General features: G+C 65.5%; 18 protein-coding genes. 11 read left to right on the forward strand and 7 right to left on the reverse strand.

Going from position 1 to position 22,568, the window contains the following annotated elements; all coding sequences use genetic code 11:
• Positions 1-50: 50 nt before the first annotated feature.
• Together CO675_RS40910 and CO675_RS09620 are read right to left on the reverse strand one after the other, a co-directional pair.
• A complete protein-coding gene (locus CO675_RS40910; protein WP_198964553.1) occupies positions 51-2,498 on the reverse strand; it encodes a Nal1-like putative serine protease in 2,448 nt (815 codons plus the stop codon).
• Positions 2,499-2,685: 187 nt separating this feature from the next.
• Positions 2,686-3,600: a LysR family transcriptional regulator gene (locus CO675_RS09620; protein ID WP_097671669.1), complete on the reverse strand. Its 915-nt coding sequence runs from the start codon at positions 3,598-3,600 to the stop codon at positions 2,686-2,688.
• Between the two features lie 126 nt (positions 3,601-3,726).
• On the opposite strand from CO675_RS09620, the gene CO675_RS09625 reads away from it, so the two are divergent.
• The 3 genes from CO675_RS09625 to CO675_RS09635 all read left to right on the forward strand — a co-directional run bounded on the left by CO675_RS09625 (position 3,727) and on the right by CO675_RS09635 (position 6,222).
• A complete protein-coding gene (locus tag CO675_RS09625; protein WP_097671670.1) occupies positions 3,727-4,425 on the forward strand; it encodes a pirin family protein in 699 nt (232 codons plus the stop codon).
• 90 nt (positions 4,426-4,515) lie between these two features.
• Positions 4,516-5,115: an NAD(P)H:quinone oxidoreductase gene (gene wrbA / locus CO675_RS09630; protein ID WP_097671671.1), complete on the forward strand. Its 600-nt coding sequence runs from the start codon at positions 4,516-4,518 to the stop codon at positions 5,113-5,115.
• 159 nt (positions 5,116-5,274) lie between these two features.
• Positions 5,275-6,222 (forward strand): DUF5996 family protein, encoded by a 948-nt coding sequence (locus tag CO675_RS09635; RefSeq protein WP_097671672.1) that lies wholly within the window; start codon positions 5,275-5,277, stop codon positions 6,220-6,222.
• Between the two features lie 23 nt (positions 6,223-6,245).
• Here the strand turns inward: CO675_RS09635 and CO675_RS09640 are convergent, their stop codons facing one another.
• Both CO675_RS09640 and CO675_RS09645 read right to left on the reverse strand, forming a co-directional pair.
• The gene (locus CO675_RS09640; RefSeq protein WP_245452689.1) at positions 6,246-7,427 is read right to left on the reverse strand and encodes a GNAT family N-acetyltransferase; all 1,182 of its coding nucleotides are present in this window, start codon (positions 7,425-7,427) and stop codon (positions 6,246-6,248) included.
• Positions 7,428-7,463: 36 nt separating this feature from the next.
• Positions 7,464-8,423 (reverse strand): cupin-like domain-containing protein, encoded by a 960-nt coding sequence (locus tag CO675_RS09645; RefSeq protein WP_097671674.1) that lies wholly within the window; start codon positions 8,421-8,423, stop codon positions 7,464-7,466.
• 193 nt (positions 8,424-8,616) lie between these two features.
• Here CO675_RS09645 and CO675_RS09650 point away from each other — a divergent pair, with 193 nt between their 5' ends.
• Positions 8,617-9,711 carry a glycosyltransferase family protein gene (locus tag CO675_RS09650; RefSeq protein WP_143278930.1) on the forward strand — a complete coding sequence of 365 codons (1,095 nt, stop codon included), beginning with the start codon at positions 8,617-8,619 and terminating at the stop codon, positions 9,709-9,711.
• Here the strand turns inward: CO675_RS09650 and CO675_RS09655 are convergent.
• Positions 9,708-11,027: an O-antigen ligase family protein gene (locus CO675_RS09655; RefSeq protein ID WP_143278931.1), complete on the reverse strand. Its 1,320-nt coding sequence runs from the start codon at positions 11,025-11,027 to the stop codon at positions 9,708-9,710. The genes CO675_RS09650 and CO675_RS09655 overlap by 4 nt on opposite strands.
• Entirely contained in the window at positions 11,024-12,019 is a 996-nt protein-coding gene (locus CO675_RS09660) for a glycosyltransferase family 2 protein (RefSeq protein WP_245452690.1), read from the reverse strand. The genes CO675_RS09655 and CO675_RS09660 overlap by 4 nt, the downstream gene beginning before the upstream one ends.
• Positions 12,020-12,424: 405 nt before the next feature.
• Between CO675_RS09660 and CO675_RS09665 the strand changes: the two genes are divergently transcribed.
• The gene (locus tag CO675_RS09665) at positions 12,425-13,513 is read left to right on the forward strand and encodes a radical SAM protein (protein WP_097671678.1); all 1,089 of its coding nucleotides are present in this window, start codon (positions 12,425-12,427) and stop codon (positions 13,511-13,513) included.
• A 71-nt stretch (positions 13,514-13,584) separates the two neighbouring features.
• Here the strand turns inward: CO675_RS09665 and CO675_RS09670 are convergent, their stop codons facing one another.
• Positions 13,585-14,553, reverse strand: coding sequence for a glycoside hydrolase family 26 protein (locus CO675_RS09670; RefSeq protein WP_143278933.1), 969 nt, complete (start codon positions 14,551-14,553; stop codon positions 13,585-13,587).
• 419 nt (positions 14,554-14,972) lie between these two features.
• Between CO675_RS09670 and CO675_RS09675 the strand changes: the two genes are divergently transcribed.
• The 6 genes from CO675_RS09675 to CO675_RS09700 all read left to right on the forward strand — a co-directional run bounded on the left by CO675_RS09675 (position 14,973) and on the right by CO675_RS09700 (position 22,550).
• The gene (locus CO675_RS09675; RefSeq protein ID WP_097671680.1) at positions 14,973-15,899 is read left to right on the forward strand and encodes a DUF6492 family protein; all 927 of its coding nucleotides are present in this window, start codon (positions 14,973-14,975) and stop codon (positions 15,897-15,899) included.
• Positions 15,893-17,335, forward strand: a complete 1,443-nt coding sequence (locus CO675_RS09680) for a lipopolysaccharide biosynthesis protein (RefSeq protein WP_097671681.1) — start codon at positions 15,893-15,895, stop codon at positions 17,333-17,335. Before CO675_RS09675 ends, CO675_RS09680 begins: the two co-directional genes overlap by 7 nt.
• 4 nt (positions 17,336-17,339) lie before the next feature.
• Complete coding sequence (locus CO675_RS09685; RefSeq protein WP_245452691.1) at positions 17,340-18,158, forward strand: class I SAM-dependent methyltransferase; 819 nt, start codon at positions 17,340-17,342, stop codon at positions 18,156-18,158.
• Entirely contained in the window at positions 18,155-18,907 is a 753-nt protein-coding gene (locus tag CO675_RS09690) for a polysaccharide deacetylase family protein (RefSeq protein ID WP_097671682.1), read from the forward strand. The genes CO675_RS09685 and CO675_RS09690 overlap by 4 nt, the downstream gene beginning before the upstream one ends.
• A 153-nt stretch (positions 18,908-19,060) precedes the next feature.
• Complete coding sequence (locus CO675_RS09695; RefSeq protein WP_097671683.1) at positions 19,061-21,379, forward strand: exopolysaccharide transport family protein; 2,319 nt, start codon at positions 19,061-19,063, stop codon at positions 21,377-21,379.
• Between the two features lie 64 nt (positions 21,380-21,443).
• On the forward strand, positions 21,444-22,550 hold the full coding sequence (locus CO675_RS09700; RefSeq protein ID WP_097671684.1) for a glycoside hydrolase family 5 protein: 1,107 nt from the start codon (positions 21,444-21,446) through the stop codon (positions 22,548-22,550).
• Positions 22,551-22,568 lie beyond the last annotated feature (18 nt).

The following is a 22,568-nucleotide window of genomic DNA, read 5'->3' on the forward strand; positions in this document are numbered from 1 at the left end:
CGCGGGGAGAGGTCGGAGCGGCGTTCGTTACCCGTTCGACGTAAATCCATCTAGCGCTTGCGCGTCGCCTTGCGCGTCTTTGCGACTGGCCGCTTCTTCGCCGCGCCGCGCTTGGTCGCGGTCTTCTTGTTGGCAGCGGCGCGGCGGACCGGGGCGGCCGCTCCCGGACGCTTGCGCGCCACCGCCTTCTTGACCGCCTTCCTGGCCGAACTCTTCGCCGAACTCTTGGCCGCTTTCTTGGCTGTCTTCTTCGCGGCTTGCGGGCGCGCGCGCCGTGCCGTCGACGCACTCCGGCGACGCGCGCCGCCTCCCCCGATCGGAACGATGTGATCGTCGGCATCGAGCGTGAGCTGCTGGAGCTGATATGCCGGCAGGAAGCTCGGATCGTTGTAGAGCTTGCTCAAGCTGGCCTGATCGAACTTGCCGCCCTGCCCGCGGTCCTCACCCGCACCGGCGCGCCAGGCCGCTTCCCAGACGCGCGCGAGTGTCTTGGCGCCGTCCTGCATGCAAGCCGCCGTGGCATCCTTCAGCTTCGACCACAGCACATCGACCTGCCCGCTTCCCATATGTGAGTTGAACAGATTGACGATCGTCATCGGCGGCAGCCGCTTCACGGTGCGCTGCATCAGCGCGACCACGGCGACCGCAGCATCGCGACCGGTCGGCGTGCCGCCCGCAGCGATCTCCGCGACGTCGCTGGTCCGCGCGTCCGGGATCATCTTGATGAGATCCTTGCCGTGGCGGCCGATCATCGTGGTCTCGTACACGCTGTGCACCTTGGCGTGCTTCTTGTCGTTCGGATCGAGCCCATGGTGGAATTGCGAGATGTGCAGCGGCTGGCAGGCATCGCCGATGTAATGGGCGACGATTCCCGCGGCGCAGACGAATTCCAGCTTCTTGTTGGCGGCGGCATAGTCGACCATCTCGTCGAAGATCTGCCAGACGCGGAACGGCAACGCGCCGCGGCGGTCCTCGCCGATCCCTTCGTAATAGTCGTTCCAGACCTTCGGATCGACGTTCCGCGTGGACTCGGCGCAAAGATCCAGCAGCGTCTTGCCGTCCTTGCCCGGTCTGTCCATGTCGGCGAAATGATTGCTCTCGTCGGTGTGCCGGGTGAAGCGCCAGACCAGGTCGGCGACGTCGGCCAGCGGCGCGAATGCGCCGCGCTGATAAGGCTTGAGATCGGCAAGCAGCTTGTCGTCGAGGCCGATATTGTCGGAATTGGCGTCCATCATGGCCGAGAGCTTGGGCAGCTTCGCATCGATCAGGCCGGTCGCATAGGCGCCGATCTTGACGTGTCCCCATTCGCCCCAATACTCGGTGTGGCCGGCGTTCCAGTCGCCGATCAGCTCGACATCAAGCTCGCGGCACAGCGTCGCCATGCAGATGCCGAGCGCGACCTGCATCGGAATCTTGCCGCCCGATCCGAACAATTCCTGGCCGCCCCATTCCAGCGCCAGGGGACTGAGGATGCGCGCGCCGCCGGCGTTCTTCTTCGCGTCCGGATCGTCGAGAAACCAGACCGTGCCGGAATCGCCGGGATAGTTGTTGAGCGGCGTGTCGCCGTCGCGCGGACCGATCACGAAATCGCTGACATATTCCATGCCGCCGACGGTCTTGTAGCGATAGAACAGGCCAATGATCTTGCCCTTCATCAATCCGCTGGTCGCACCGAAGGCGATCAGCGGCTGGTCGATGATCTCGAGGCGGAAGGTGCCGACATTGAGATCGACGACGTCGCCGACCTGGCCGACGCCGTAGACCTGCGCGGTCCAGCCCTTGACGTCGTCGACGCGGATCAATCCGGCATCGAGATTGGCCACCACGCGCGCGCCGGGCCAGCCGGGATAGACGTCGCTGAAGGCGCGCTTGCCGAGCTGCAGCGCATCGCTGACGCCGAGACGGCGGTCGGTGTTCTTGAAGCCGGCGAAGATCTCGCGCCCGGCCGCGCCGACCACGTGGCGGTTGGAGAGCGCGAATACGGTCTCGCCATTGGTGACGAGACAGCCGATCGAACCGCGATGGATCTTGCCCTGGATCATGGTCTGGACCGGAAAGCCGCCGCCGACCAGATCGCTCTTGAACACCGGCGGATCGACGACGCCGGGGCTTTCCTCGTTCGGGTCGACCTTGACGACGCAGGTGGGCACGACGCGCCCGTCCGGCAGATACAGGAACGGCGGCACCAGCTGGTCCTGCTTCTCCGGATGGTTCTTCAGCTCGGAGCGCTTCATCCAGTCCCGCACGAAGACGAGGATGCAGGGCCACGACCAGTCCTTGACCGACGAATTGAACAGCGTGCGCGGTCCGAGCGCCTGCGGCTTGGAATGGTGCCGCCGTTCGGTCGCGTTGCGGTCGTTGTCCCGGATCAGATAGCGGCCGATCGCCGTGGCGTAGACCGATTGCAGATGGGCCAGATGCACGTGATAGGCCTCGCGGGCATCGAGCAGATCCTTCACCGACAATGACGTGAAATCGTGCTTGGTCAGATCAATCATCTGGTTCCTCCGAAAATGCGCTTTGCGGCAACAGGTTCAGGACGCAGGAATAGACGATCGCGGCAGCCCACGATCATGGGTTAGTTCACACAACTTATACAATTTAAAAGGGATGACACGAATGTGACGGGTCACGCGGCGTCGAGCCTGCGTGCGAACGTCTCCGATTTCCGCTGGACGCGGCCCTCTACTTTCGCGGCGCACGCCCCTTGGCGAAATGGCTGGCGAGGAAATCCGCCAGCACCTCGACGCGGGCGGGACGCGGGCCACCGGGCGGCGTGACGAGATGCACGGCGCCCTCCGGCTGCTTCCAGCCTTTCAGGATCACCTCGACCTCGCCGCGCGCGATCGCATCGCCGACGATGAAGTCGGGCAGATCGGCGATGCCGAGGCCGGCGAGCAGCGCGGGCATCACGGCCTCGCCATTGTTGACCCGCAACTGGCCGGCGGGACGCACGCTCGCCTGCTCGCCGGATGCATTGGTGTAGTGCCAGACGCCCTGGGTCGAGAGATAGGCGTAGCCGAAGCATTTGTGTTCGGCGAGATGCATCGGATGGGTCGGCCGGCCGTAGCGCTTCAAATAGGACGGGGCCGCCACCGTGTAGCGCGGCATGCCGCACAGCCGCCGCGCGATCAGCGAGGAATCCGGCAGCCGCGCGATGCGCAAACCGGCATCAAAGCCCTCGCCGATCAGATCGACCGTGGCATCGCTCAGGTGCAGATCGATCGCGACCTCCGGATAGGCTTCCATGAATTCCGGCAGCAGCGGCGCCACGGTCTTGATGCCGAAGCTCATCGGCACCGCGAACCGCACCAAGCCGCGCGGCGTGGTCGATTGCGCCAACGCCTCGCTCTCGGCGGCCTCGCCGTCGGCCAGCAGCCGCGCGGCGCGCTCCGACAATTTCTGGCCGGCATCGGTCAGCGCCAGCCGCCGCGAGGTGCGGTTGAACAGCCGCGCGCCGAGCCGCTCCTCCAGCCGGCTGACCGCCTTCGAGACCGTCGCCTTGGACAGCGAGAGCTCGGCCGCAGCCGCCGCAAACGACCGTAACTCCACGACTTTTGCGAAGATCGCGAGCGCCTCGAAGTCCGGCAGTTTCGACATGGATAGCTGTCCTGATCGCTAAATTTGGAAACAATGAGTTTCAATAGTTTCTATTTCTATACCACAGCCAGAGGCATATCCAAGGGGTCAACGAGATCGAAACCAACCTATCAAACGGAGTAACGCATGATCGAACTCAGACCATTCGCAGAGCTTGGCGGCGCCGACCACGGCTGGCTAAAGGCCAAGCACCACTTCTCGTTCGCGAGCTACTACGATCCCGCCAATGTCAGCCACGGCGCGCTGCGCGTGTGGAACGACGACGAGATCGCGCCCAATTCGGGCTTCCCGGCGCATCCGCATGCCAACATGGAGATCATCACCTATGTTCGCGAAGGCGCGATCACGCACCAGGACTCGCTCGGCAACAAGGGACGCACCGAAGCCGGCGACGTGCAGGTGATGAGCGCCGGCAGCGGCATCCGTCACTCCGAGTACAATCTGGAGCCGTCCAAGACCAAGATCTTCCAGATCTGGATCGAGCCGACGACGAAGGGCGGTCACCCGACCTGGGGCTCGAAGCCGTTCCCGAAGGCGGACCGCTCCGGCAAGCTCGTCACCATCGCCTCCGGCATCGCCGGCGACAACGACGCGCTGCCGATCCGCGCCGATGCGCGGGTGCTCGCCACCACGCTGAAGGCCGGCGAAAGCGCGGAATACGCCGCCGACAAGGCCCGTCACCTCTATCTGGTGCCGGCGGCCGGCAGCATCGAGGTCAACGGCGTGCGCGTCAATGCGCGCGACGGCGCCGCGATCCGCGATGAAGCCAAGCTGAAGATCACCGCGCTCGAGGATGCCGAGCTCGTGCTGGTCGACGCGGCCTGATCACCACTCACTCTTCATGCGCGGACAAACGTCCGCGCATGCCCCTCCCCCAATCATCTTCCCCTACCTCAACCCCTAAAGGAGGCCGTCATGGCCAAGGTTCTCGTCCTGTATTACTCCGCCTACGGTCACATCGAAGCGATGGCCAATGCCATCGCGGAAGGCGCGCGCGAAGCCGGCGCCACCGTCGACATCAAGCGCGTGCCCGAGTTGGTGCCGGCCGAAGTCGCCAAAGCCTCGTACTACAAGCTCGACCAGCCTGCGCCGATCGCAGAGATCAACGACCTCGCCAATTATGACGCGATCATCGTCGGCACCGGCACCCGGTTCGGCCGCATGGCCTCGCAGATGGCGAACTTCCTCGACCAGGCCGGCGGGCTCTGGGCCCGGGGCGCGCTGAACGGCAAGGTCGGCGGCGCCTTCACCTCGAGCGCGACCCAGCATGGCGGCCAGGAGACCACGCTGTTCTCGATCATCACCAACCTCTTGCATTTCGGCATGACCGTGATCGGCCTGAACTATGGCTTTGCCGGACAGATGAAGCTCGACGAGGTCACCGGCGGCGCGCCCTACGGCGCCACCACGATCACCGGCGGCGACGGCAGCCGGCAGCCCAGCGAGAACGAACTCGCCGGCGCTCGCTATCAGGGCCGAGCGATCGCGGAGGCAGCCAGAAAGCTGCACGGCTAAACTGCACGGCCGGGTTCCACATCCGGCTGGATACATGCGCGATGGGGCGGCACTCGGTGACGATTGCCGCCCTATCCACTGCAACGGTTTCCGAGATCATCGGGACTATTTTCGTGATATGCCGCAAGGCTTCTTGTCGGCGCAGCCCTGAGGTTTGCCATGACCAACGCACCGAAGACCCGCTGGCCGGAACTGCCGACCGCGGCGTGGCGCGACAGCTCTGCCACGCTTCAGCTCTTCACCCAAATCGCCGGCAAGATCCGGCTGGCGAAGTCGCCCTGGCTCAATCACTCCTGGCACGTCACGCTCTATGTCACAGCGCGCGGACTGACGACCTCGCCGATCCCCGACGGTGACCGCACATTCCAGATCGACTTCGATTTCATCGATCATTTGCTCCGGATCGCGACCAGCGACGGCACCGAGCGGCAGTTCGCGCTGGCCGGGCAATCGGTCGCGAGCTTCTACGCGGCGATCATGGCGAACCTGAGCGAGCTCGGCGTCGACGTCGTCATCGATGAGACGCCGAACGAAATCCCCGACCCGATCCGGTTTTCGCAGGACACCCAACATGCAGCCTACGATGCGGACGCCGTGCGCCGCTTTCACCAGATCCTCGTGAGCTGCGACCGCGTGTTCAAGCAATTCCGGACCGGCTTTCTCGGCAAGGCGAGCCCGGTGCACTTTTTCTGGGGCAGCTTCGATCTCGCGGTGACGCGCTTCTCGGGCAGGACGGCACCGCGGCACCCCGGCGGCGTGCCCCATTTGCCGGACGAGGTGGCGCACGAAGCCTATTCGCACGAGGTCAGCAGCGCCGGCTTCTGGCCGGGCGGCGGCGCGATCGATTATCCCGCTTTCTATTCCTATGCTTATCCGGAACCCGCCGGTTATCGCAGCACGCCGGTGCGACCTGATGCTGCATTCTTCAGCGAAGCCCTCGGCGAATTCATCCTGCCCTACGACGCCGTGCGAATGGCTGCGGACCCGGACAAGGCGCTGCTCGAGTTCCTGCAATCAAGCTATGAGGCAGCGGCCATCAATGCGAACTGGGACCGTGCTGCGCTGGAGTGCACACCGGGCCAGCCGGGCGTGGTCAGAGGGGTCTAACGCCGGCGCGCCGTACAAACGGCTCAGTCATCTTCGCGCGAGGGCGGCGCCTTGCCGAGCGCCCGCTTCAGCCGCGCGGTCAGCTCCGGATAATGACGCAGCGCCAGCACGGCACGGTCACGCAGCGCGTGGGGCTGCCCGCGCCAGCTCAAGGGTGCACTGAGGTCGACCAATGGCGTGCGCTGCGGTCCGAACCGCCGCTTGTAGCTGTAGTTGCCGATCGAGAAATCGAACTCCCGCACACCATCCTTGTGCAGCGCTGCGATGGTGCGATCGACGATCAGCCGGCCCGGCGAACACGCCGACCATTTCCCGCCCGCATTGCTGATGCGGATCATGACGTAGCGTGAGCCGGTGCGGATGCCGAGCAGTGTCGCCACGACTTCGTCGTGGGTCGCAAGCGCGGTCATGACAGCATAGCCCCGACTGGTGCCTTCGCGCACGAGGTGGCGATAGAAGGCGGCGCAATCCGCATTGTCGAGCGCGTAATTGAGCCCCAGACTGTTCAGCCGCACGCCCTGCTGCACTTCCGTGACGGACAGCAGGTCCAGCGCCTCGTCGGTATCCGTGGCGACCCTGAACGTCGCGGACGGCTCGCGCGCGAACACGCGCCAGCTCCGTCCCAATTCCTTGCGGACCTTCCGGCTCAGCTCGTAGCGCCAGGCGTTGTGGTCGTCGCCGATGGTCAAGAGATTGCCGTTGACGACCGATGGTCCGATGCCATCGAGCAGCGCCAGCGGATTGAATCGCGTCGCGAGCTTGACCGGCATCTTGCGAAACCGGATGAGATCAGCCCCGCCGTGCGCCTTGCGCAGCGCGGCCTGCAAATCGCGCCAGAACTGCCATGCGGCGACGTCGTCGCGCGGCGCGGCCGGCCCGAGTACCGGCGCGTTGAAATCGGTGAGGTTGAGGTCGGCGAATTCGACGATGCGCAGGCTGCCCTGCCGATGACGGATCAGCGGCAGCAGCGCCGCCCGCTCGCCGGTCGCGGCATCGCTGACAAGGGCGATCAGCGGCTCGACGCCGTCGGTCGACGCGAAAGCGCGGTACCATGATGCATACCACTGCGGATGCTGGAACGCCGTAAGCGGCTCGAACGCGCCCCAGCGGGCGGCCGCCTGCGCCCAATCGGAAACCAATTCGACGCGATAGCCGACCGCATAGGCAGCGACCCGCGCCCCGAATTTCTCAACCGCAGTCGTCAAGACCGTCATTCCAGCACCTGCTACCGGCAAGCCCGCTTACGCTGCTTCCAACGCCGCCTTGGGCGAGTCCTTGGGCAGGTCGACGATCTTGCCGAGATCGCTCTCGTCGAGGCGGAAGTCGATCGCACGCCGCACGGCGCGTTCACGCTTCACCCACTTGCCGTCGCGCAGCAGCTTCTGCATCACCTGCTTGGCGAAGAAGGTCGGGCCGCGGATGCTGCGACTACGCGGCGTGTAGCCGAAGCGATGCCGCAGCATGCCGTTGGCGAGATGCAGGATCTGGGCGCGGCGGATATCGTCGTTCACATAGGAGATCGTCATCGAGATGTTGACGGTGTCGAGGTTCTCGACGCGGTGCGGCGCATTGAGCGGCCAGTTCAGCATCTGGCCGGGTTCGAGATCGATCACCTGCGCATGCCAGTCGTACCAGGGCTCGTAGGGGATATCGACCTCGACGTCGAACAGCGCGATGTTCTCGAGGTGCTCGGGCCGGATGAACGGCTGCGTGCTGGGATAGATGTAGACCCGCTTGCGGCCGGCGATCTGGACCAGGCCCTGCCCCGGCAGATCGGCGTGGTAATAGACCTGCGCATCGGGCGACGAAATCAGGATGCCGGCCTGATGGGTCGGCGCATCGAAACCGGGAACCTTGGCTGCGATCTCGCCGAACATCTGCTCGATCATGTCGCGGTAGCGGCGATCGATCGCGGTGACGTTGCGCAGGTTCAGCCACAGGCCGCCGCGCGAAATCGCCTCGATCACCTGATGACCGCGCAGCCTGCCGATCTCGCCCTCGCGCCACACCCGGCTCGATCCCTTGGCGCCGGTCTTGACCAGGCTGTAATGCTCGCGCGGATAGTGCTCGATCAGCTTGGCGAGATCGTCCATCGAGAACGCCGGCTGCCGGTGCATCGTGTGCTCGAGCCGGATCGGCTGATGGCTCCAGAGCCTGGAATGGTTGTCATTCCAATTCGTGAAGATCTTGCCCGTCGTCATGGTCGCGCTCCTGGCTGCTGCGCCGTTTCGCTTCATCCGATGTCCCGTTCCGGGACGAGCTGGCAGCTCTTGAGCAGGGATTGGCAAGAACGGTGCCGTCGCGTATGCGCGCAGGGTTACGCATCGCTAAGGTCTCGCCGATATGGCTAACCGCGACGTTTCCGGAGCCGGCCGCCCAAGCCGACAGGACTGAATGACTGAACCACCCCGATATCGCGCGCTGTTTCTCGGCGCCGGGCCGCAGATGCACTGCGGCGTCGGGCAGTTCACCCGCCTGCTGCAGGAGACGATCGACAAGATCGAGCCCGGTGCAAGCAAGGCGTTACCCCTGACCCAGACCGACGGCCGGATCGGCGAGATCTGGCGCGCGGTCGGCAGCGCGGACAGCGTGGTCTGCAACTTCCCGATCGTGGCCTGGAAGCGCGTGATCGCGCGGCCCTTGCTCGCGCTGCTGTTTGCCCGGCTGCGGCGCCGCAAGGTCGTCCTGATCCAGCACGAATGGGCCGGCCTCAACGGCATCCGCAGGCTGACCTATATCCCCGCTTTGTGGCTGGCGAACACCATCGTGATGTTCTCGCCGCTGGTGCGCCGCGAGCTCGCCGATGACCGCATCATGCGCGGCATGGTGCGGAAATGCGTGCTGGCGCCGCTGCCGCCGAACATCGCCGCGCCGGCCGGCTTTTCGGATTCGATGCTGCTGCAGCGGCTCGTCGCGGCACGCAGCAACGGCCAACTCATCGTCGGCCATTTCGGCTCGATCTACCCCGGCAAGCAGCCGAACGGGCTGCTCGAGATCGGCGCGATCCTGAAGCAGCGGGGCCTGCAGCCCTTGATCGTCTATGTCGGCTCCTTCATCCGCGGCACCGACAACATCGAGCGGAAGTTCTATGCCCGCGTCGCCAAGCTGGGGCTGAAGGGCGATGTGATCGTTTCCGGCTACGTCGCCTCCGATCACGAAGTGTTCGGCCTGCTCGGCGAGATCGATGTGTTCTGCTACTCGCTGGCCGAGGGCCTGACCGCGCGGCGCTCCAGTATCCTGGCCTGCGTGCAGTCGGGCCGGCCGCTGATCGTCACCGGCCCGGCGCTGCCGGACGAATTCGACCACCATCCGCGCTTCAAGGAATTGATCGATCGCGGCGCCATCCTGCTGGTGCCGCGCGACGCCGACAGTGCGGCCTATGCCGACCGGATCGTCACGGCGCTGAAGCGGCCGACTGTGCCCGTGCCCCCGTTCGATTTCGACGGCTGGTGGACGGACGTTGCCAACGCAGTCCGCGCGCAGCTCTAGACCTCGTCCCGCATCCGGAACCGGGCCAGATAATGCAGCCCGAACACCGCGATCAGGAACGTCACCCAGATCGTGTCGGCGCGATCGAGGAAGAAGCTCTCCATCGACGAGAGATAGAGCCCGAACAGCCAGATCCGCAGGAACAGCATCGTCAGCGGCGCATCGTTGCCGCCGCGATCCGCGGCCTGAAAGTCGCGGAGCGGCTTGACGACGACAGCCGCGATCAACAGCACGAGACCGGGCAGACCGGTCCCGAGCGCGGTATCGAGATAGCCATTGTGGCTGTGCGAGGCATAGCCCGCCCACTCCTTGCCTTCCTGCAGGTTCTGGACCGCGCTGGTGCCCCAGAACGACTCGAAGCCGTAGCCGGTCCATAGCCGCTGATGCAGCGATTCGAGGGCGAAGGCCCAGATGTCGGCGCGGCCGGTGAAGGAGGTGTCGATCGGCATCCGGTCCGCGATCGCGGCGAGCGTATCGCTCATCACGGTGCCGACGCTGAACAGATTGAGCAGCAGCAGCGGCGTCAGCAGCAGCAACGCGCGGCCCCACAACGAGCCGATCACCGGCATCAGCGCGGTCAGCATCAACACGGCGGCACAGAGCACGATCGCGCTCTTGCCGGCGGTGAAGAACAGGAACACCGCGGCGAGGGTGGTCACGGCGATGCCCGACAGCCAGCCGCCGGCCCGCATCAGATAGATGCCGAGCAAGATCAGCATCGCCATCATCGCTGCCGCCACGTTCTTGTGGCCGAACGCGCCGCGCCAGTTGCCGGCAAGCGCCGGCTCCTGCGGATCGGTGGCCTGATGGATCGACAGATGCGGTGCGAGGAAGACGCCGAGGTAACACGTCACCAGCAGCACCAGCGCGGCGATGCCGAACCAGCGCATCAATTCGCCCTGCGATTTCGGCAGCAGCAGCAGCGTCGCGGTCACCACGATCACGAACACCGACAGCGCCAGGCGGCGCAGCGAGGTGGCAGGATCAGACGACAGCACGACGGTGACGCAGATCCAGCCGGCGAACAGCAGGAAGGCCGGCGTCAGCAGCGATTTCAGCGCCGGCAGATTGTCGCGCAGGGTCAACGCCAGCATCGCGACCATCAGCACGCCGAACAGCGCGTAAAGCACCGCGTCCTTGCCGGTGACCACGTCGCCGACATAGAAGCCGCTCAGGTCCGCGAACGGCCGCAGCGATATCCAGACCAGCAGGAGGATACCGACAAAGAATGCGGCGCGGACGATGTCCATCACCGGCCGGCGCGCAATGTCGGCGATCAGCGCCCGGCTCTCCGCGGTGACGGACAACTCACTCACGACGCGATCTTGGAAGCTGCGTAGGGCTGCGGCTCGATGCCGAGCACCGCAAGCGCACTGCCGACCGCGACCACCATCGGGTGCATCGCAATCACGGCCTGCTGCTCGCGCAGCACGATGCGCGTGAAGCGATACAGCGAGAACGGCACAAGGCCGAACATCTTGGCCTTGACGACCGCGCGTGACCACATCGTCTGCGCCGCCTTGCGCTCGATGTGATAGTTGATCGCGCCGATCCGCAATCCGCGCCGCACGATCCAGCCGAGATTGGTACGGGTCGAGGGAACGGTCTCGCTGATGACCGCGTCCGTGACCCAGAAGAAGCGAAAGCCGGCGCGGCGCGCCCGCGCGAAGAAATCGTGGTCGCCGCCGCCGAGGAAGTTGAAACGCAGGTCGAAGGCGGGCTGTCCGAGCCTGTCGAACACCGCGCGCCGGATCAGGCAATTGCCGCAACCATAGATCACCGGAACCGGACCGCTGGCGTGATAGGCCGGCGCGAACGCCGGATGCCGCTTGAGGCTGCGCTTGTGCTCATCGTCGAAATTCGGCCACACCGGCCCGCCGACGATCTCGGCGCCGGAGGTCTCGGCCGCCTGCACCATCCGCTCCAGCCAATCCGGCGAAGCGACCTCGTCGTCGTCGATCATCAGGAAGTTCTGCGCGTTCGGGAAGGTCTCGAGCGCGGTCTCGAATGCCGCGTTGATCGCCTGGCAATTGCCCTGCCGCGGCTCGACGATGCAGACGCCGCGAAGCTTGCCGGAATTGAGAAACTCGGCCGCGACCGGCGCGCTCTCGCAGCGCGCCGCATCATTTTCGACCACGACGATCGCAAAGCTGCGCTCGGTGCGCTGCGCCGCCACGGACTGCAGCGTCAGCCGCAGGTGCTGGGGGCGCCGGAAGCTCGGAATACAGATAACGGTCTCGATGGAGCAATCCAGCGCGGGCGAGGTGGTGACCCAGGCGCGGTCGGCTACGGCAAGCTCGGTCGACATCTCCATGCCCTCCTGGCAATCGCGATTCGCACGACGCATCGTCCCGGCACGGATCGGAATGGGACATGGCCGTCCCAAAGTGACCGACACCGGCGGCAATACGGACGCGGCGCGAACGTTACGGGGACCTCATGGCAAAATCCGCTCCAGACGAAACCCGCGTTACCGCAACTTCGTCGCAAGGTTAATTTGAAGTCGAACGAAGCGATTTGCGGGGATTGCCGATCGCGTCGGGCGCGCAGCCTCACGATCGGCGCCACGCCGTTAGCTGATCCTTAGGGTTAAGAGCCGTCACGCGCGCGTGCAGCGCGCCTTGCGCTTCAGTTGGCATTCAATTTGCTGATCGCCCCATAAATCCTCGATCGATCCGGTCGCAACAACGCAAAACACTGCCTGAGGTTCACCTTGAAAGCGCTCGACCTCGTCTCGCTCGGCACCAAGCATGTCCGCAACGCCCTCTCGGAAGAGCTCTATTTGCGTACCGGACGGGACGTCACCCGCCCGGCCGCGATCTTCGCCGAGGTGGTCGAACGCTGCAATTACAAGTGCCGCTACTGCGACTACTGGCGCCGCCCGAACTATCGCGACGAGATGTCGATCGACGAATGGCAGCGCGCGCTCGCGAGCCTGAAGGAATTCATCGGCGCCTATCACATCGAGTTCGCCGGCGGCGAGCCCTATATCAAGAAGGGCTTCCTCGACCTGCTGCGGTTCTGCCGCGACAGCGACATCCACTGGGGCGTCACCACCAATGGCGGCGCCTACCTCAACAAGAAGATCGTGGCGCAAACCGTCGAGGCGCACCCGTTCAACATCAACATCTCGATCGATTCCACCGATCCCAAGATTCACAACTACTCGCGCGGCGTCGAGAACTCGCTGAGCGACATCATGCAGGGCATCCGCAACGTCGCCGAGCAGCGCCGTGCCGAAGGCCTGGATTTCCCGATCATCATCAAGCCGGTCGTGCACCGGCTGAACTTCCGCCGCCTGCCCGAAATGGTCGACTGGATCCAAGAGATCGGCGCTACCGCGCTGAGCTTCCAGCCGGTCGAGCAGGGCACGCAGGAGGTCGAGGACGAACTGTGGATCGGCGAGAGCGAGCTGGACGATCTCATCAAGGTCCGCGACGAGCTGTTGCGCATGAAGCGCGAGGGCGCGCCGATCCTCAACGGCGAGGCCGTGCTGCGGGCCTGGCCGAACCATTTCCGCCGCGAAAAGGCGCCGAAGGAAGTGATGCCCTGCCGGGTCGGCATGCGCAATTACTTCATCCGCTCCGACGGCCGCCTGGAAACGTGCTGGTTCTTCAAGCCGATCGGCAACGTGCGCACCCAGACCGCACGTGAGATCTGGTACAGCGAGGAAGCCCGGGCCCGCCGCAAGGAGACCGTCGCCTGCGACAAGCTCTGCCTGTTCACCTGCCTCGCTCAGCGCACGCTGCAGGACAAGCTGAAGATGGGCCTGACGCTGTTGACCAACACCAAGGCCGCCTGACGTAGCAAGAGAGAAACAGCAAAGCCCGGTCGGTCCACGGACAGACCGGGCTTTGCTCGATCGTTTTGGGCTCAGCCCGCGAACAGCTTGCGGAACAGGCTGGCGGATTCCGGAAACCGGCCGTTGTCGATCTGCGTCGGCCATAGTCCGTCGACATCGAAATAGGCCGCGTAGGCGATCGCAGCCTGATTGGCGGCGAACCAGTCGTGCATCTGCTGCACGAAGAACGCGTTGTCGCCGGACTGGCCGACGCCCCACTCCGGATAGCTCATCAGCTTGCCGTGCTTCGCTGCGAACGTCCGCTGCCATTCGAGACCGAACGGCGCCTTCAGACAGGAATTGGTCCAGCGCTCCGCCGCGCTGCCTTCGGATTTGAAATCGTAGACGTCGAGACCGATGAAATCGACGACGTCATCGCCGGGATAGGCGGCGTCGGCCGGCATGTCCTGCGCTCCCCAGCCCGGACACCAGTCGAACTTGAAACTCCGGGAATGTCGGCGGAAGATTCCAACCACGCGGCGGAACGCCTGGATGTAATCGTCCTCATGGCCTTTCGCGAACCAGCCCGAGTTGGAGATGTTCATCTCCCAGCCGAGGCGGATGATCGCCTTGGGATGTGCCGCGTCGATGGCGCGCGCGGCCGCCTCGAACTCGGCATCGTGCAGGCCGCCCGCGACATCGGCGAGCGGCGTGCCCGGCATGCTGAGCGGCACCGACCAGGCCAGATTGCGCGCCGGATTGAGCTTCTTCCAGAGCCCCGGCACCCAATCGAGCTTGTGAAAGTCGTCCCAGCTGCTCTGGCCGTAGAAGTCGACGCCGAGCACCGACGAGCGCGGCCGATTGAGCCATGTCTCCCAGGCCTGCAACACATGCTCGCGGCCAGTCTCGCCCCAATTGACGAAGGCGCCGGCGAACCGCGCCGAATTCGCACCGAGCTGCGATCGGGCTGACGGCGCGGCCCGCGCAGTCGACAGTCCGCTCAGGGCAAGCGCCGCGACTACTAGGGCACCGCGCCGCGTGATTCCGCGATCAGTCGGCATCGCGCGCTCCAGCCGGCTCGCTTGAAGCGCGCGTGCCAAAAGCACACAGCGCCGACAGGGCGGATGTCTCGAAATGGACTGATGGTGCAGCCCGCCATTCGGCCGTGCCGCTTACCCGCCGGAAATACCACCGAATCTGCATGTGCACTCACCTGCGCCGACCTCGTCGGCATTCGAGACGGCAGCACTGCAATATCCGGGCAACATCCCGGTCCAGCGTCAAAATCGCGCAACCGAACGATGATTGACGATCCGCTACCGACCGCAGCGGGCGATCATTTACCATTGCTTAACCATCAACGCCGCCGATAGGGTCATCAAATCTCTCCGGCACCGATCTTGCTGAACTGGGGTTCAGGACAAAGTCCGGCGACCACGATGTGCCGCCGTGAAACGGTGTCGCCGGAGAGAGTTACGAGATGAACCCTGTCGCGTTGCTGACCCCGACCTACGGGCGCGATCTGGAAATCTGCACGCTGCTCTGCGAGAGCGTGGATCGTCACGTCACGTCGTTCTCCAGGCACTATCTGCTGGTCCCGGATTGCGACCTGCCGCTGTTCGCGCCGCTGGCCAGCGAGCGCCGCATCGTCATTCCGGCCTCCTCCTTCCTGCCCGACTGGCTTCGGCCGCTGCCGCGCATGATCCAGCGCAAGCGCCGCCAGTTCTGGTGGTCGCTGCGCGCCAAGCCGGTGAACGGCTGGCACGTCCAGCAGATCCTGAAGATCGCGGCGACGATCGCGCTGCCCTATGAGCGGTTCTGCATCCTGGATTCCGACATCGTGTTCTTCCGCGATTTCGACCTTTCGCGCTTCCAGTATCCGAACTCGATCCCGCTGCTGAAAATGGCCGATGCCGTCACCGCCGACCAGCCGCGCCATTCGCGCTGGCTCGAGACCAGCCATCAGCTGATCGGCCTGCCGACGCCGCCGTTCCCGGCACCGGATTTCATCGGACACATCATCTTCTGGGACAAGCAGACCACGCGCGCGCTCACTGAGCGCATCGAGGCCGTCTCCGGGATGAGCTGGATCGAGGCGCTGTGCCGAACCCGCGAGTTCTCCGAATATCTGCTGTACGGCTTCTTCGTCGAGAACGACGGGTCCGCCGCATTGCGTCACTCCGACGTGCCGAAGACGCCCTGCGTCAGCTACTGGGACGATCCGACCCTGAGCAAGGACGAGCTCACCCGGCTGCTGCTGCGCGCCAATCGGGACGACGTCGCGTTCTCGATCGCATCGTTCTCGGGAACGCCGGTCGCGACGATTCGCGAGGTCGTGGCCGAGAGCGACGCCATCCTGGCATCGTCGGCGGCCACAAGGCTTTCGGAGCTCGCCGCATCATGCTGATCGGACAGGCCAGCATCAACCTGACCGCCAACGTGCTCTCGGCGCTGCTTGGATTGCTCAGCGTGTTCATTTTCACGCGGCTGTTCGCGCCGCATGACTATGGCATCTATCTGCTCGGTGTCGGCTTCGCCTCGGTCATATCGGTCTTCCTGGTCGGGTGGTTTCGCAACCTGATCCTGAGCGGCCACGCCCGCAACGACGGCACCGACGTCCGCGGCCTGGTCGTGTCGGGTTACCTGATCTGCTGCCTCACCGCCCCGATCGCCTATCTGCTGGCCCGCCTCGTCGGCCTCGATGGCGCCGCCGCGCTCGCGGCCGTGGTTCTCGCAATCGCAATCGGCCTGTTCGAGCTGACGCAGGATCTGCTGCGGGCACGGCTGAAGGCGCTCTCGGTCATGAAGGCAACGCTGGTCCGCGCGGCCGCCCTGCTCGGCCTTGGCGTCGTGGTTGCGCTGGTCAGCCCGACCGGCGTGCTGCTGCTGCTCGCGGCCGCCACGGCCTATCTCGTCGCCGTGCTCGTGCAATCGCGCGGCGCATGGCGCGGCACCATCGTCAATTTCGACCGGGCCGACCTGCGGTCGCTCGCCCGCACCGGCCTGCCGCTGACCTTGTCGCTGACGCTGCTCGCGATCTCGAGCGTGACCGACCGTTTCATGATCGCCAACCTGGTCGGCGCCGCAGATGCCGGCAAATATGTTGCGGCGCTCGACCTGGTGCGCCAGACCCTGATGATGCCGGCGATGAGCATGGCCGCCGCGTTTTTTCCGATGGCCGTGCAGATCCATGCCCGGCAAGGCGACGCCGCGGTCAGGACCCATCTCGCCGATTGCCTCGAGCTGCTTGCCGGTGTCACGCTGCCGGCCTGTTTCGGCTTCGCGCTGATCGCCCCGCATATCGCCAACATCGTCCTCGGCGCCGACTTCCGCGCGGTTGCCAGCGAGATCATGCCGGTCATCGCGATCGCCGTGCTGTTCCAGGTACTGACGCAGCAATATCTGCATGCGAGCTTCCTGCTGTCGGGACGCAACTCCTTCTACCTGATCAACACCGCCTCGATCATTGCCGCGAATGTGATCCTGTCCTACGTGCTGGTCAGCCTCTATGGCACGATCGGCGCGGCGTGGGCGCGGCTCGGCGCCGACATCACGGGCTTTGTCTGCGCCCTGATCCTGAGCCGCTTCGCTTTCCGGATTCCGATCTCGCTCGGTCGGCTCGCGCTGATCATGGTCGCCGCGCTCGCGATGGCGCTCGGCGTCGGCGCGCTCGACCGCGTCCTCGCCCTCGCCGATCTCGCTGCCAGCATCGTGCTGATCGGAGCGGAGCTCGCCGTCTACGCCGCGCTCTGCTGGTTGTTCGACATCGCGCGGCTGCGCGGCCGGCTGAAGCGGGGCCTCGTCATGTTCCACACCAGATCCGCAAACAGCAACGTTGGATGAGCCGATGAACAGATCCCTCGCGCTTGCTACGCGTCCCGCCCCGCTCACCGAACTGCCGATGCCCGTCCCCGCTGAAATCCATCCGGAATCACTGCTAGCCTTGCCGCCCGGCGAAGCCAAGCAGAGCCTGCTCACGGTTCACAGCATCCTCGAGGCCCGGCTGCCGGCCGGTCCGCTCGCGATTTACGAAGCCGGCGGCGGCTCGACCAGCTATCTGCCGCTCGGCGTGCTGCGCCGTTCGCATGTGACCGTCGTCGACATCGACGCCGATCAGATCCGCAACAACAGCTATGCGCAGGAAGCCATCCTGGGCGACATCCAGACCCATCGCTTCCCGCCGCAGCAGCGTTTCGACCTGATCATCTGCTACAACGTCATCGAGCACGTCCCCGATGTGGAGGCCGTGCTGAGCGGGTTCTGCGAGGCGCTGAAGCCGAACGGGCTGCTGCTGATCGGTGCACCGAACCCGAAGTCGCTGTCGGGCATCGTCACGAAATACTCCCCGCACTGGTTTCACGTCTGGTTCTACCGCCATGTGCGCGGCGAGAAGCACGCCGGACTGCCGGGCGAGGCGCCGTTCCCAACCCATTTCCATCCGCTGGTGACCCTCGGCAGCCTCGAGGCGTTTGCGGCCGGCCGCGGGCTGCAGGTGATCTACCGCAAGAAATACGAAAGCCCGCGCTATCCCGAGATGCGCCGGCGCAAGCCGCTGCTCGCCGCGCTGATCGACGCGGCAGCGAAGACGATGAACGCGTTGCTGCCGGGCAAGATCGACGTCCGGCACGGCGACTACCACGTGATCTTGCGGAAGCTTGGCTCATGAACGCATTGTGGTCGGAAGCCAGGGTCAAGGTCAGCCACCGGCTGGCGATGCATGTGCAGGTCGAGCGATTCCGCCTGAACAATGCCACGCCGATGGTGACCTTCACCTTTGACGATCTGCCAAAGAGCGCGGCGACGTTCGGCGCCGACATCCTGGAGTCCTACGGCGCCCGCGGCACGTTCTACGTATCGGGCGGACTGGTTGGATTGGACGCACCGGACTGGATCAGCGGCAGCGCCGACGACGTCGTCTCGCTGCATCGCCGTGGCCATGAGGTCGGCTGCCACACGTTCTCGCACCGCCGCGCCTGCGATCTCGACGAGACCTCGCTGGCCGCGGAGATCGCGCGCAACCGGACCTATTTCCATTCGCTCGACCCGACCATGCCGGTCGAGAGCTTCGCCTACCCGTTCGGCTACGGCTCCTACGCGCGGAAGCACCAGTTGAGGTCCGAATTCCGCACCTGCCGCAGCATCGTGCCCGGCGTGAACAGCGGCGAGGTCGACCTGCAATTCCTCCGCGCCATGCCGCTGATCGACCGCCAGATGTCCCGCGACCGGATCGACATGGCCTTCGCCGAGACGGCAAACGTGAACGGCTGGTTAATTTTCTACAGCCACGACGTTGCCGAGGCACCGAGCCTCTATGGCTGCACGCCTGATCTGATGACCTACGCGCTGGAGGCGGCGGCGCGGCGCCATGTCCCGGTGCTGACCATGGCGGAGGCGTTCCGATGCGCCCGCGCTTAAACCCTTTGTTTGCCTTTCTGGTGAATAGTCGGCGAATGAGTATGGTTAATTTTTCGTGTTGCGTGTTTGTCGCGTCGTCTCGTGCGCGTTGCGTGGCCCGAAAGAGTGCTCCTCAGCCGATGCGTGCGGCCATTCAGACGGAAGCTGGGGTCGATGCTTAGCTATGACCAGCCGATCAACCGGGCCAAGCCGGAGCCGCGCCGGGCCGCAATCCCGGCCGGCTTCAACCTGCTCGAGCTGGTCCGCCTGTTGTGGGCGCGCAAGGTCGCGATCGTCTCAGCCGCGCTGCTCTGCGCCTGCATCGCGGTCGCGATCGGCAAGAGCCTGACACCGAAATATACCGCCGGCGCCCAGCTCTATGTCGATCCGCGCGAGCTGCAGCTGGTCGAGCGCGAGCTGACCCCGCGCGCCCAGGATGTCTCCGGCCTCGCGATGGTGGTCGAGAGCCAGTCGCGCCTGATCACGTCAAACAATGTGCTGCTGCAGGTGATCCGCGACACCGATTTGGTGAAGGATCCCGAGTTCGGCGGCGGCGCCGCGAGCCGCGGCCTGCTCGCCGCGCTGCTCGGCCTGTTCGGCATCGAGCCGCGCACGACGGCGGAGCAGCAACAGCAGATCGAGATGACCACGCTCGACACGCTGAACCGGCATATCAACGTCAAGAAGACCGATCGCACCTTCATCGTCGACATCGACGTGTGGTCGCACGATCCGGTCAAGGCGGCGATGCTCGCCAACGCCATCGCCAAGGCCTATCTCACCGAGTCCAAGCAGTCGCAGGCCGAGGCCGCGCGGCGCGCCACCCGCGACCTGTCCGGCCGGCTGAAGGAGCTGCAGCAGCGCCTGCGCAACGCCGAAGAGACGCTCGCGACCTACAAGGCGCAGAACAACTTCGTCGGCTCGCAGGACAACCTGCTCACCGACCAGCAGCTCTCGGTCGGCAACCAGCGACTGGCCGCGGCGCGCGCGCTCACGCTCGATGCGCAGGCCAAGTATGACCAGATCGAAGCCAGCCGCCGCGGTGCGATGGACGCGGGCGCGACCGCCGAAGCGCTGCAGTCGCCGACCATCGCCAATCTGCGCTCGCAATATGCCGATGCCAAGAAGCGCCAGGCCGAGCTGCAGGGCGAGCTCGGGCCGCGCCATCCGGCGCTGCGCCAGGTCGAGCAGCAGGTCGAGGACCTGCGCCGGACCATCAAGGAGGAGATCGACCGCTTTGCGGTATCCGCCAAGAACGATCTGACCCGGGCGCGCGACTATGAAGCCTCGCTCAACAAGGCGCTCGACGTTCAGAAGCACCAGAGCGTGCAGATGAGCCAGGCATCGGTGCGGCTGCGCGAGCTTGAGCGCGAGGTCGATGCCAGCCGCGACGTCTATCAGTCCTTCCTGAAGCGCTCGCGCGAGACCGAGGAGCAGGAGAGCCTCAACACCTCGAGCGCGCGCGTGATCGGCGATGCGACGATCCCGCAGCAGCGCACGTTCCCGCCGCCGATGACCTTGCTCGGGATGATCGGCTTCATGTTCGGCGGGCTTGCCGCAGCAGCCTGGATCGTTGCGGCCGGCCAGCTGGCGCCCGGGGCCGATCCGATCCGTCCCAGGGTCCAGCCGAAACAGGATGCCGCACCGGAGCGGCAGCCCGTCATCGCCAAGGCCAAGCCGCCCGTGCAAACACCGCCCGCGGTGCAGCCGGCTGCCGCGCTCATCGACCAGCCCGTGATCGAGAAGCCGCTGATCGCCGAGCTGCAGGAATCCGACGTCATGCGCACGCTCGGCGGCATCCTGACCGGCGACAATCCCGCCGACGTCACGCGCTTCGGCTGGCCGACGCTGCGGACCAGTTCCGCACTGGGGCCGTTCTCCAACACGATGCGGCAGATCCATGCGGCGCTGGCGACCGGCGCCGGCCCGGAGACTGTCCCTGTGCTGGCCGTGATCGGCACCGCCGACGATCCCGACCGCAGCGTTGTCGCGCTCAACATCGCGCTCGTCGCCGCGCGCGACGGCGCCCGCGTCCTGCTGATCGACGCCGACGCTGCCGTCCACGCCCTGACCGACAGAGTTGCGCATCCCGTCCAGAGCCGGCCGAGCCGGCTCGACTGGCTCACCATCGGCAGCAAGGCGTCCCGCGCCATCAATACCGCAAACGGCATTGCCATCCTGCCGGCGATCCAGGGCCATCCCGCCAAGGCCAGCGAGGCGATCCAGAAGGCGATCGCGCAGGCGCGCTCCGCCGGCGGCCATGACCTCGTGATCCTGGATGGGCCGCCGATGCCGTGGGGTGCGGATGAACGGCAGCTGTTCGACATGGCCGACGCGATAATCGCGGCGCTGCCGGTGGATCGCGACATCAACGCGTCGATGGAAGACATCATCACCGCGCTCGGCGGCGCCGAGCGCAAGCTCGCCGGTGTCGTTGTCAACGAACTCCGGTCCACCGTCGCAAGTCCGCAACGCGACAAGCAGTATGCGTGAGCGACGCGCCAGCGTGCTGCGTTCTGGCGTGCTGCTACGACAGCGATCGCGAGTTGACCCTCCAATGGCCCGGCTATCGATCCCCGCCATCATCGCCACCGCTTTCATTCTGCTGTCCGTCGCCGCGCGGGCCTGCCCTGCCCTGATCGAGGGCGTTGCCCCGGACCGGATCAAGGCCTTGTCGCGCGGCGTCAATGCCGATGGCTGGATCGTCGATCCACGGTCGGCACCGCCGCGCAGCCTGCTGCTTGAACTGCGCAAGGCCGGCCTGACCCACATCCGGCTGCCGGTGCCCGCCGACTTCGTCATGCCGCGCTTCGCCACCAAGGCGGAGATCGACAGCCGGCTGCAAACCGTCGATGCCGCGCTAAAGACCCTGCTCGGACTCGGGTTTGCCGTGTCGATCGACCTGCATTCGGGCCAGCACTTCAACCCGCTGCACAAGGACGACCCGCCCGGCGCGATGGCCGAGATGAAGAGCGCCTGGACCGGGCTCGCGCAGGTCATGCGGCGCTATCCTTCCGATCGGGTCTTTGCGGAACTGCTGAACGAGCCTGACGTCGATGCCGCGCAGTGGCAGCGCGAGGTCCGGGAACTGGCCGGCTTCATTCGCCAATTGCTGCCGCAGACCACGCTGATCACGGGTCCAGTCAACTGGCAGCGCGCGGACTCGCTGCCGGGCTTCACGCCGCTCGACGATCCGAACGTCGTCTACGCCATCCACTTCTACGACCCGATGGTATTCACCCATCAGGCCCATTGGGATCGGAACGAGCCGCTCCACGACGTCGTCGGACTACCCTATCCAATCCGTGCCGACGATCCGAAGGTTGAGAAGTTGCGGGAGCAGCTGACCGCGCTGGACAAGCCCAAGGCGCTTGCGATGGTCGACCGCGCCATCCAGGGCCGCAGCATCGACCAATGGCTCGAGCCCGCGGCTGCCTGGCAGCGGCAGTATTCCCGCCCCATTGTCATCAATGAGTTCGGGGTGCTAAAGGCCGGCGCGCCGCGCGACAGCCGGTTACGCTGGCTCGCCGGCGTCACGACCTACGCCCGGCAGCAGTGCTGGGGCTGGACCCATTGGGAACTGTCGCAGGGCTTTGGCCTGGCCGACGCCGTCACCGGCAAGGCCGACCGCGACGTGCTGAACGCGCTGCTCGGGAGCCGCTGACCGATCTGGTTAACCGGT

The sequence above is a fragment of the Bradyrhizobium sp. C9 genome (assembly GCF_002532045.1).
In the GTDB taxonomy this organism is placed as follows: domain Bacteria; phylum Pseudomonadota; class Alphaproteobacteria; order Rhizobiales; family Xanthobacteraceae; genus Bradyrhizobium.